The following is an 11310-nucleotide window of genomic DNA, read 5'->3' on the forward strand; positions in this document are numbered from 1 at the left end:
TCCCCAAGCGCTAGGGATGTTCCTAGCTTGTGGGCTCTTGCGCGGCTCCATAGCATTGAAAATTACATGGAAATGAAATTTTCATATGAGCCGCTCCGATTCCAATCGGCCGGCGCCGGCGTCCGCGCGCCACGCCGTCGATCTGTTCCAGAAAGCGAAGCGCCAGCCCGGCCGGCCGGAATCCGCCGTTGACCTGTGGCTGGGCCAGCAGTTGCGCCAGTTGCGCAAACAGCAGCGCCGTTCGCTGGCCGAAGTGGCGGGCGCCTGCGGCATCTCGCTGGGGCTGCTGAGCCAGATCGAGCGCGGCCTCAGTTCGGCCTCCGTCAAAATCCTGCATCTGCTGGCCCGCGAATTCCGCGTGTCGGTGAACTCCCTGCTGCGCAACGCCGAGCACACGCAAGTCGAGGACGGCGGGCGGGTTGCCCGCGCGGGCACGCATCGCTACATCGATCTCAGCGAAAAGGGCATCAGCAAAGAGATGTATACGCCGCCGGCCTGCCGCAGTATGGATCTTTGCCGCGCCACCATCGAGCCGGGCGGCTCCACCGGCAACGAGCTCTTCGTGACGGGGCAGGGCGAGCAGATCGGCGTGGTGGTCAAGGGGTCGCTGGAGCTATGGGTGGGCGACCGGGTCGTGCTGCTCCATGAGGGCGACAGTTTTTGCTATGCCAGCAGCACGCCTCGCCGCTGGCGCAATCCCGGGTCGCAGACGACCGAGGTCATCTGGGCCATTTCCAACATCACTCAAGCCGCGGGGGACGATACGCAACAGGCGCCATGAGCGCATCGCATCCATAGCGGCGCGACGATGCAGGGGATCGTCGCGCCACCGGGCCTGCCAGGCGCGGCCCGGCTTTCTTTGCCACGACGAGGATATGTCATGAAATTCAAGACTCTGGCTGTCTCTGTAATTGCTGCATTGTCCATGGCCGCGGGCGCCCAGGCCCAAACGGTATTGAAAGTGGGGTCCACGCCCACCGGCAGTCCGTTCACGTTTCTCGACACGAAGACCAACAGCATCGAAGGCGTGATGGTCGATATCGTGAAGGCGGTTGGCAAAGAGGCGGGATTCGAGGTGCAGATCGAACCCATGGCTTTCTCCGCGCTGATCGGTTCGCTGACTTCCAAGCGCATCGACATCGTGTCGGCGGCCATGTTCATCACGCCGCAGCGCCAGCAGGTGGTGAGCTTTTCGGAGCCCGTGTATCGCTACGGCGAAGGGCTCATGGTGCTCAAGACCGACAACAAGGAATACAAGTCCTTCGCCGATATGAAGGGCATGACGGTCGGCGTGCAGGTCGGCACCGCCTTCGTCGAGCCGATACAGAAGAGCGGCGTGTTCAAAGAGGTAAAGCTCTACGACAATCCGCCCGACATGATGCGCGACGCCAACGCCGGCCGCATCCAGGGCGGCTTCATGGACTATCCCATCGCCGCCTACATTCTGACCCAGGGGAATTACCCCAACCTGAAGATGGCGCAGGCCTATCAGCCTACGGTAATGGGCAGCCTGGGATTGGCCACGCGCAAGGAAGACGCCGCGTTGCTCGACCGTATCAACAAGGCGCTGGCCAAGCTGAAGGCGGACGGCGCCATAGACGCCATCCTGAAGAAGTGGGGGCTGTCCGGCGCTTGATGCCGGCCTGGACCCGAGCAATCGAACGCCGTTGCGCATGTCCGTCCGGCGCGCCTGTCGCCGGCCGGACGGACCGGGCGCATGCCGCGTTCCCGCAGGCTGTCTTGTTGGGTGATGAGTCATGACGGAATTCTTCAAGGATGCGGCGGAGTACCTGCCGATATTGCTGCAAGGCGCAAAGCTCACGATCCTGGTGACGCTGGGCTCGCTGGCCCTGTCCACGGCGCTGGGCCTGGTGTGGGCCCTGATGCGCGTCTCCGGAAACCGCTACCTGTCCAAGTTCAGCGGGGGGGTGATTAACCTGCTGCGCGGCATACCCATCATCGTGCTGCTGTTCTACATCTATTTCGTGATGCCCGACATGGGCGTGTCGCTGACGGCGGTGCAGGCGGCCATCATCGGCCTGGGCGTTGCCTATTCCGCCTACCAGGCCGAGAACTTCCGGGCGGGCATCCAGGCCATCGACCGGGGCCAGATCGAGGCCGCCATGGCCATGGGCATGGGCTGGGGCATGACGATGCGGCGGGTCGTGCTGCCGCAGGCGGTGAAGATCGTGCTGCCGCCCTACGGCAACATCATGATCATGATGCTCAAGGATTCCTCGCAGGCCTCGACGATCACGGTGGCGGAGCTTGCCTTGCAGGGCAAGCTGATCGCCGTGTCCACCTTCAAGAACGCCACCGTGTTCACGCTGGTCGCGCTCATGTACCTGGTGATGTGCGTGCCGTTGATTTTGCTGGTCCGCCATCTTGAAAAGAGGAGCGCAGCCAAATGATCCAGCTCCAGGGAGTCCGCAAAAGCTTCGGCCCGCTGGAAGTGCTCAAGGGCATCGACGCCGAGGTCACGAAAGGCGAGGTGGTCTGCGTGATCGGCCCCTCGGGCTCGGGCAAGTCCACCATCCTGCGATGCATCAACGGGCTGGAACGCTACAACGCCGGACGCATTACCGTGGACGGGGAGCTGGTCGATTGCGACTCGCCGTCCATCGTGTCGATTCGTACCCAGGTCGCGATGGTGTTCCAGCGCTTCAATCTGTTTCCCCACCGCACCGCGCTGGAGAACGTGATCGAAGGCCCGATCTTCGTGAAGAAGGAGCCGCGCGCGCAAGCGATGGAGCGAGGCCGCGAACTGCTGGCCAGCGTGGGGCTGGCCGACAAGGAGAACGCGCACCCGCCGCAACTGTCCGGCGGCCAGCAGCAGCGCGTGGCGATTGCGCGCGCGCTGGCGATGCGGCCCAAGGCCATTCTTTTCGACGAGCCCACTTCCGCGCTGGACCCGGAGCTGGTCGGCGACGTGCTGGGCGTCATGCGCAAGCTGGCCGAGGCGGGCATGACGATGGTCGTCGTGACCCATGAAATGAGCTTCGCCCGCGAAGTGGCGGACCGCGTCATGTTCTTCGACGGCGGCGTCATGGTGGAGCAGGGCGCTGCCCGCGAAGTGCTGAATCATCCGCAGCATCCCCGGACGCAGGATTTCCTGCGCCGCGTGCTGCATCCCATGTAAGGACGGACCATGCCGCAAGCGCCATTTCCGCTTTCTCCTTCGTTATGGGCCGCGACGGCGCCGCCGCCGCCCGCCACGGAGCCGCTGGAGGCCTCCGCGCAGGCCGACGTGCTGGTGATCGGCGGCGGCTACGCTGGTCTGAGCACGGCCCTGCACCTGGCGGAACGCGGCGTGCGCGTGATGGTGCTGGAGGCGCGCGAGATCGGCTTCGGCGGCTCGGGCCGCAATGGCGGCCAGGTCATTCCGGGGCTGAAGTACGATCCGGACGCGCTGATCTCCCTGTTCGGCGCCGAGCGCGGCGAACGCCTCGTGCGCTTTGCCGGCTCGACGGCGGATTCGGTGTTCAACCTGATCGAGCGGCATGCGATGGATGTGCCGCACGTGCGCAAGGGCTGGATCCAGGGCGCGCATACCGCCGGGGCTCTGCAGCTGGCGCACGGCCGCGCCGCCCAGTGGGCCCGCCTCGGCGCCGACGTCCAGCCCCTGGATCGCGCGCAGGTGGCCCGGCTGATCGGCACCGACCGCTACCTGGGCGGCTGGGTGGACCGCCGTGCGGGCGCCATCCAGCCCCTGAGCTACGCGCGCGGCCTCGCCCGCGCCGCGCTGGACGCGGGCGCCATCATCCATACCGACTCGCCCGTTGCCGGCCTGGCGCGCGCGGCGGGCAAGTGGACCGCGACCACGGCCCGAGGCCCCAGCGTCACCGCGGATCGCGTGGTGATGTGCACGAATGCCTACGGCGGCGACCTGCTGCCACGCCTGAAGACCTCGATCATCGACGCCAATACCTTCCAGGTGGCCACCAGGCCGCTGCCGGAGGCGGTGCGCGCAGGCATTTTTCCGGAGGGCCATGTCACTTCCGATACGCGCAATCTGTTGCTGTATTTCCGGCTGGACCACCAGGGCAGGCTGCTGATGGGCGGACGCGGCCCGTTCCGCGAGCCCAAGGGGCAGCAGGACTGGGCGCATCTGGAGCGCGTGATGCTGAAGCTGTTCCCGCAGGTTGCCGGCGTGCCGTTCGAATACCGCTGGTGCGGCAGGGTTGCGGTTACCCGAGACTACCTTCCGCACCTGCACGAGCCCGAACCTGGCCTGCTTGTGGACATCGGCTGCCAGGGGCGCGGCGTGGGCCTGCAGACCAGCATGGGCCGGGCCATGGCGCAATACGTGGCCACGGGCGACGCCAATGCCCTGCCGGTTCCGCTCTCGCCGGTGGTGCCGTTTCCCCTCTACGGCCTGCGGCGGCTGTACGTGAACGCAGTCGTGACCTGGTACAGGATGACGGACGGCGGCGTGTAAAAAAAGCCCCTCGATCTATCGAGGGGCTTTTGCGTTCAGGCGCGGGCGGCGCTCAATTGCCCAGCTTGGCGCGCTGTTCGCGCACCTTCTGCAGGGTTTCGCCGAACTGCGCCAGGCGCGCCTTTTCCTGCTCGACCACTGCCGCCGGCGCGCGTTCGACGAAGCTGGCGTTCGACAGCTTGCCGTTGGCCTTGGCCATTTCGCCTTCCAGGCGCGCGATTTCCTTGTCCAGGCGCACGCGCTCGGCCGCCACGTCGATTTCCACGCGCAGCATCAGGCGGCTGGTGCCCACGACCTGAACGGGCGCGCCCGCGTCGGGCAGGGCGTCCAGCACCTCGACCTCGCTCAGCTTGGCCAGCGCCGCCAGGTAGGGGGCGTTGCGCTTGAGCGTCGGCGCGTCGCCCTGGGCGCACAGCGGCACCTTCTGGGCCGGCGACAGATTCATCTCGCCGCGCAGGGCGCGCACGGCCTCGACCTGGGCCTTGAGTTCGGCCACGTCGGCTTCGGCGGCCGTGTCGACCGCTTGCGGGTTGGCCTGCGGGTAGGGTTGGACGCTGACGCTGTCGGCGACGCCTTCCTTGCGCTTGCCGGCCACCACCGACACCTTCTGCCACAGCTCTTCGGTGATGAAGGGGATGATGGGGTGAGCCAGGCGCAGCACGCCTTCCAGCACGCGGATGAGCGTGCGGCGAGTTCCCAGCTGCTGGGCGGGCGTGCCGGTCTGGATCTGCACCTTCGCCAGTTCCAGGTACCAGTCGCAATACTCGTCCCAGACATAGCGGTAGAGCGCGTTGGCGACGTTGTCGAAACGGTAGTCGGCGAAGCCGCGCGCCACGTCCGCTTCCAGCGTCTGCAGCTGGCTGACGATCCAGCGGTCCACGAAGGACTGCTCGCCCGCGTCCGGGCCCGTCAGGTCATGGCCTTCGGTGTTCATCAGCACGAAGCGCGTGGCGTTCCAGAGCTTGTTGCAGAAGTTGCGGTAGCCCTCGCAGCGCTTGAGGTCGAAGTTGATGTTGCGGCCCAGCGTGGCGTAGGCGGCCATGGTGAAGCGCAGCGCATCGGTGCCGAAAGCGGGGATGCCGTCCGGGTACTGGCGGCGGGTGGCCTTTTCGATGGCGCCGGCCTGCTTGGGGTTCATCAGCCCGTAGGTGCGCTTGGCGACCAGGCCGTCCAGGTCGATGCCGTCGATCAGGTCGACCGGGTCCAGGGTATTGCCCTTGGACTTGCTCATCTTCTGGCCGTCGGCATCGCGGATCAGGCCGTGCACATAGACGTGCCTGAACGGGATCTGGCCGGTCAGATGCGTGGTCAGCATGACCATGCGCGCCACCCAGAAGAAGATGATGTCGAAGCCCGTCACCAGCACGCTGGAGGGCAGGTAGCGCTGCAGGTCCGGCGTGCTTTCCGGCCAGCCCAGCGTGGTGAAGGGCACCAGGCCGGAGGAGAACCAGGTATCCAGCACGTCAGGATCGCGCTTGAGTTCGCCCGTCACGCCGGCCGCGCGCGCCTGCGCGGCGGCCTCGGCCTCGTCGTGGGCCACGAACACCTGGCCGTCGTCCGAATACCAGGCCGGAATCTGGTGGCCCCACCAGAGCTGGCGCGAAATGCACCAGTCCTGGATGTTGTTCAGCCACTGGTTGTAGATGGTGGTCCAGTTGTCGGGGTAGAACTGGATGCGGCCGTCCGCGACCACCTCCAGCGCGACCTCGGTAATGCTCTTGCCCGGGTTCAGCGTGCCTTCGGGAGCGGGCTTGCTCATGGCCACGAACCATTGGTCCGTCAGCATGGGCTCCAGGACGACGCCGGTGCGGTCGCCCTTGGGCTGCATCATTTTGTGCGGTTCGACCTTGACCAGATAGCCTTCGGCCTCCAGTTGGGCCACGACGGCCTTGCGGGCCTCGTAGCGCTCCAGGCCCTGGAACTGCTTGGGGCCGTTTTCATTGATGTGCGCGTCCAGCGTGAAGATCACGATCAGGGGCAGATCGTGGCGCATCGCGCAGGCGTAGTCGTTGAAGTCGTGCGCGCCGGTGATCTTCACGCAGCCGGTGCCGAATTCGGGGTCGACGAAATCGTCCGCGATGATCGGGATGTTGCGGTCGCACAGGGGCAGTTCCACTTCCTTGCCCACCAGGTGCTGGTAGCGAGGATCCTCGGGGTGGACGCACAGCGCGCCGTCCGCCAGCATGGTTTCCGGGCGGGTGGTGGCGATGGTCAGGCCGCGCAGCGTGACGGTCTGGCCGTCCTTGTCGACGATGGTCTGAGGGCCGTCCACGAAGGGGTAGAGGATGTGCCACATGTGGCCATCGGTCTCTTCGGACTGGACTTCCAGGTCGGAAACGGCGGTCAGCAGCTTGGGATCCCAGTTGACCAGGCGCTTGCCGCGGTAGATCAGTCCCTGTTTATGCAGGCGCACGAACGTTTCGATGACGCCGCGCGACATGCGGTCGTCCATCGTGAAGTACTCGCGCGGCCAGTCGGCGGAGGCGCCCAGGCGGCGGACCTGGCCGGTAATGGCGTTGCCCGACTTTTCCTTCCATTCCCAGACTTTTTCCACGAATTTCTCGCGGCCGAGGTCGTGGCGGGAAACCTTCTGGGCGTCCAGCTGTCTCTCAACGACGATCTGCGTGGCGATGCCGGCGTGGTCGGTGCCGGGGATGAAGACGGTATCGTCCCCCAGCATCCGGTGGTAGCGCACCAGGCCGTCCATGATGGTCTGGTTGAAGGCGTGGCCCATGTGCAGGGTGCCCGTCACGTTGGGCGGCGGGAACTGGATGACGTACGGCTTGCTTTCCGTCCCCGATTTTACGTGCTGGCCCGCCTGGAAGTAGCCGCGCTTTTCCCATTCGGCGTACCAGCGGGATTCCAGTTCGGCGGGTTCGAAACTCTTGGAGAGTTCCTGGGTGTCGCTCGCGGGCGTCGCGGCGTTCGGGGAAGCAGCTTGAGTCATTACAGGGTTCCGGCAGACAGGGGCGCCCGGCCTAAAGATGCGGGCAGCAAACCGCTCATTTTAAGATGTAATGCGGTCTTCTCAGCGTGTTAGAATACCGGGTTACTGTAAACCTTTTAGAAGTCCCTGAATTCATTGAGGATTCCCTCCGAAACGCGCGCTTGAAAATGCGTGTCCGGCCCCTCGATGGAAATCCGGGTCGAGTCCGACAGGTGGGCAGTGTCGAATCCCTGCCTTGGCCCAGCGGTTCAGGCCGGCCCGAAACATTCCCTCGTTTCGGACCGCCTGTGCGCCAACAGCGCGATGACGCTTCAAGGGTGACACCGACAAGCGCAGAGCCGCGCCAGGCAATTGATTAGAAACCAGTCAGAAATCAGCTTTCGGAGTTCTTATGTCCATTCAACGCACCCTCTCGATCATCAAGCCCGACGCCGTCGCCAAGAACGTCATCGGCCAGATCGTCAGCCGCTTCGAGCAAGCCGGCCTGAAGGTCATCGCCGCCCGTCTGGCCCAGCTGTCGCGCGCCGACGCCGAGCGTTTCTACGCCGTCCACAAGGAACGCCCCTTCTTCAAGGATCTGGTCGACTTCATGGTCTCGGGCCCGGTCTTCGTGCAAGTGCTGGAAGGTGAAGACGCCATCGCCAAGAACCGCGACCTGATGGGCGCCACGGACCCCAAGAAGGCGGCTCCCGGCACCATCCGCGCCGACTTCGCCGACAGCATCGACGCCAACGCCGTGCATGGCTCCGACGCTCCGGAAACGGCCGCCGTCGAAGTGGCTTTCTTCTTCCCCGAAATCAACATCCACAGCCGTTGATTTTCGCGAAAGCACTGTTTTAGTTTTTTAGCGTTACCCAGGTCATGGAATCCGTCGAACGAATCAATCTGCTGGGGCTGGATGGCTCCGCCCTCTCCGAGCTCGTCGGGCAGTGGGGCGGCAAGCCGTTTCGCGCCCGCCAGTTGCAGCGCTGGATGCATCAGCGCGGCGCCGATTCGTTCGACGCCATGACCGACCTTGCCCGCGATTTCCGCGGTCAGCTTGCAACGAATTGCCGCATCGAGGCATTGCCCGTCAATACCGAGCAGCGCTCGTCCGACGGCACCCGCAAGTGGCTGTTCGACGTGGGGCAGGGCAATGCCATCGAAACCGTCTTCATCCCCGAGGATGACCGCGGCACGCTGTGCATTTCCAGCCAGGCCGGCTGCGTGGTGAATTGCCGCTTCTGCTCGACCGGGCACCAGGGCTTCAACCGCAACCTGAAAACCAGCGAAATCATCGGCCAGCTGTGGTGGGCCAAGCGCGTGCTGGAAGCCGACATCGGCACCGCCCGCCTGGAAAGCGCCAAGGCCACCGAAGATACCCGCGTCGTCAGCAATGTGGTCATGATGGGCATGGGCGAGCCCCTGCTCAACTACGACCAGGTCCTGCCCGCCTTGCGCCTGATGCTGGACGACAACGCCTACGGCCTGTCGCGCCGCCGCGTCACGGTGTCCACCTCCGGCGTGGTCCCCATGATGGACCGCCTGTCGCAGGACTGCCCCGTGGCCCTGGCCGTTTCGCTGCACGCGCCGAACGACGCGCTGCGCGACGAGCTGGTGCCGCTGAACAAGAAGTACCCGTTGAAGGAGCTGCTGGCCGCTTGCGAGCGCTACCTGGCGTTCGCGCCGCGCGACTTCATCACTTTCGAATATTGCATGCTGGACGGCATCAACGATACCGACCAGCACGCCAAGGAACTGATCCACATTGCACGCCAGCTGCGGTGCAAGCTCAATCTGATTCCGTTCAACCCCTTTCCCGAGTCCGGCCTGAAGCGCTCGAACTCGGCGCGGGTGAAGGTGTTTGCCCAGCGCCTGATGGACGCCGGCATCATCACCACCGTCCGCAAGACCCGGGGCGACGACATCGATGCGGCTTGCGGCCAGCTGGCCGGAGAAGTGCGCGACCGCACTCGAATCACCGAGCGCAACGCCGCACAGCGCCAGACCATACCAATTAAACAGGTGCATGCATGACGCAGGATTTCGCTTCTGCAGTTTCGGAGACGCCCGCCGGCGCGGCAGGCAGCGTGGGTTCGGCATTGCGCGCGTTGCGCCAATCCAAGGGCTGGTCGCTCGACGAAGTATCCAGCCGCATCAAGTTCTCGACGAAGCAGATCGAAGCCCTGGAAAACGAAGAGTGGGCGTCGCTGCCCACCGGCGTTTCATTGCGTGGCCTGGTCCGCAACTACGCGCGCCTGCTGGGCGCCGACTCGCAAGCCATCGTCGATTCGCTGGACCCCAAGGCGCGCGTCACCGGCCCGGTGAAGCTGAGCCCTGGCGCCTTGCATTCGGCGCATTCCATTCCCCAGTCCGGCGCCGACGACGACCGTTCGTCCTCGACCTCCTGGGGGTGGCTCCTCGCCATCGTGCTGGTGCTGGCCGCCGGCGTGGCGTATGCCTTCTGGCAAGGCTGGTTGCCGCAGCACTGGCTGCCGTTCGACTGGCTGCCGAAGCCGACCAAGTAAAACCCGGTTCCACCGATGCAAGAATCTTCTCTGCCTTGCCAGGATGCGCCGCCGCCCGCCGTGGGGGCCGCAGTGCGCCGCGCCACGCGTTCGGTGGCGGTGAAGTGGGGTGGCCGCGTCGTCGTCGTGGGCGGTGACGCCCCGGTCGTGGTCCAGTCCATGACCAACACCGACACGGCCGATGCCATCGCCACGGCGATACAAATCAAGGAGCTGGCCCAGGCCGGCTCCGAGCTCGTGCGGATCACCGTGAATACGCCCGAGGCGGCCCGCGAGGTCGCCGCGATCCGCGATCAGCTCGATCGCATGGGCGTGGACGTGCCCTTGGTGGGTGACTTCCACTACAACGGCCACAAACTGCTGACGCAGTTTCCCGAATGCGCGCAGGCGCTGTCCAAGTACCGGATCAACCCGGGAAATATGGGCGGAGGCAAGCGTCGGGACGACAACTTCGCGCAGATGATCGAAGTGGCCTGCCGCTACGACAAGCCCGTGCGCATCGGCGTGAACTGGGGCAGCCTGGATCACGAACTGATGGCGCGCAAGATGGACGAAAACAGCCGCCGCGCGCAGCCCTGGGAAGCCCAGGCGGTGATGCGCGACGCGTTGGTCGTGTCCGCCATCAGCAACGCGCAGCGCGCCGAAGAACTCGGCCTGCGCCGCGACGCCATCGTGCTGTCGTGCAAGGTCAGCCACGTGCAGGACCTGATCGCCGTCTACCGCGATCTGTCCGCCCGCTGCGACTATCCCCTGCATCTCGGCCTGACCGAAGCCGGCATGGGCAGCAAGGGCATCGTGGCGTCCACGGCCGCGCTGGCCGTGCTGCTGCAGCAGGGCATCGGCGACACCATCCGCATTTCCCTCACGCCCGAGCCCGGCGGCGACCGCAGCCGCGAAGCCATCGTGGCGCAGGAAATCCTCCAGACCATGGGCTTGCGCGCCTTCACGCCGATGGTGGTCGCGTGTCCGGGTTGCGGCCGCACCAGCAGCACGTTCTTCCAGGAACTGGCCGACAGCATACAGGGGTATCTGCGTCGCCAGATGCCGGTGTGGCGCGCGCAGTATCCCGGGGTCGAAAGCATGAACGTCGCCGTGATGGGCTGTGTGGTCAACGGGCCGGGCGAAAGCCGCCACGCCGATATCGGCATCAGCCTGCCGGGCACTGGCGAAGTGCCGGCCGCGCCGGTGTTCGTCGACGGCGAGCGCACGGTGACGCTCAAGGGCGACCATATAGCCGAAGAGTTCCAGGCCATCGTCGAAGACTACGTCGCGCGCCGCTATGGCGCGCCCGCTTCTCATTAAAGTAAGGGTGTGGCCGCTAGCGCGCTTGCCGGCGCGCGACGCGGCATGATCAAGATGACTCAAGCTTTCCAGAAAGTCGCCGCCATACGCGGCATGAATGACCTGTTGCCGGGGGC

Annotated in this window: 10 protein-coding genes; 9 read left to right on the forward strand and 1 reads right to left on the reverse strand. The window is 65.4% G+C overall.

Features of this window, described 5'->3' with window-relative positions; translation table 11 throughout:
• The first annotated feature begins 85 nt into the window (after positions 1–85).
• From ACN6PJ_RS23410 to ACN6PJ_RS23430, 5 genes are all read left to right on the forward strand, one after another.
• Positions 86–781: a helix-turn-helix domain-containing protein gene (locus ACN6PJ_RS23410; protein ID WP_427998183.1), complete on the forward strand. Its 696-nt coding sequence runs from the start codon at positions 86–88 to the stop codon at positions 779–781.
• Positions 782–880: 99 nt separating this feature from the next.
• Positions 881–1636: an ABC transporter substrate-binding protein gene (locus ACN6PJ_RS23415; RefSeq protein ID WP_427998184.1), complete on the forward strand. Its 756-nt coding sequence runs from the start codon at positions 881–883 to the stop codon at positions 1634–1636.
• Between the two features lie 121 nt (positions 1637–1757).
• Positions 1758–2411 (forward strand): amino acid ABC transporter permease, encoded by a 654-nt coding sequence (locus ACN6PJ_RS23420; protein ID WP_427998185.1) that lies wholly within the window; start codon positions 1758–1760, stop codon positions 2409–2411.
• Entirely contained in the window at positions 2408–3139 is a 732-nt protein-coding gene (locus tag ACN6PJ_RS23425; protein ID WP_427998186.1) for an amino acid ABC transporter ATP-binding protein, read from the forward strand. The genes ACN6PJ_RS23420 and ACN6PJ_RS23425 overlap by 4 nt, the downstream gene beginning before the upstream one ends.
• A 9-nt stretch (positions 3140–3148) precedes the next feature.
• Positions 3149–4438 (forward strand): NAD(P)/FAD-dependent oxidoreductase, encoded by a 1290-nt coding sequence (locus ACN6PJ_RS23430; RefSeq protein WP_427998187.1) that lies wholly within the window; start codon positions 3149–3151, stop codon positions 4436–4438.
• Between the two features lie 52 nt (positions 4439–4490).
• On the opposite strand, the gene ACN6PJ_RS23435 is transcribed toward ACN6PJ_RS23430, so the two are convergent.
• On the reverse strand, positions 4491–7385 hold the full coding sequence (locus ACN6PJ_RS23435; RefSeq protein ID WP_427998188.1) for a valine--tRNA ligase: 2895 nt from the start codon (positions 7383–7385) through the stop codon (positions 4491–4493).
• A gap of 391 nt (positions 7386–7776) precedes the next feature.
• On the opposite strand from ACN6PJ_RS23435, the gene ndk reads away from it, so the two are divergent.
• The 4 genes from ndk to ispG are packed head-to-tail and all read left to right on the forward strand — an operon-like array spanning position 7777 to position 11194.
• Positions 7777–8202: a nucleoside-diphosphate kinase gene (gene ndk, locus ACN6PJ_RS23440; RefSeq protein WP_427998189.1), complete on the forward strand. Its 426-nt coding sequence runs from the start codon at positions 7777–7779 to the stop codon at positions 8200–8202.
• Between the two features lie 44 nt (positions 8203–8246).
• Positions 8247–9401, forward strand: coding sequence for a 23S rRNA (adenine(2503)-C(2))-methyltransferase RlmN (rlmN, locus tag ACN6PJ_RS23445; RefSeq protein ID WP_427998190.1), 1155 nt, complete (start codon positions 8247–8249; stop codon positions 9399–9401).
• Complete coding sequence (locus ACN6PJ_RS23450; RefSeq protein ID WP_427998191.1) at positions 9398–9892, forward strand: helix-turn-helix domain-containing protein; 495 nt, start codon at positions 9398–9400, stop codon at positions 9890–9892. The genes rlmN and ACN6PJ_RS23450 overlap by 4 nt, the downstream gene beginning before the upstream one ends.
• A gap of 15 nt (positions 9893–9907) precedes the next feature.
• On the forward strand, positions 9908–11194 hold the full coding sequence (gene ispG / locus ACN6PJ_RS23455; RefSeq protein WP_427998192.1) for a flavodoxin-dependent (E)-4-hydroxy-3-methylbut-2-enyl-diphosphate synthase: 1287 nt from the start codon (positions 9908–9910) through the stop codon (positions 11192–11194).
• The last annotated feature ends 116 nt before the right edge of the window (positions 11195–11310 follow it).

The sequence above is a fragment of the Achromobacter sp. genome (genome assembly GCF_050285585.1).
GTDB lineage: Bacteria > Pseudomonadota > Gammaproteobacteria > Burkholderiales > Burkholderiaceae_B > Achromobacter.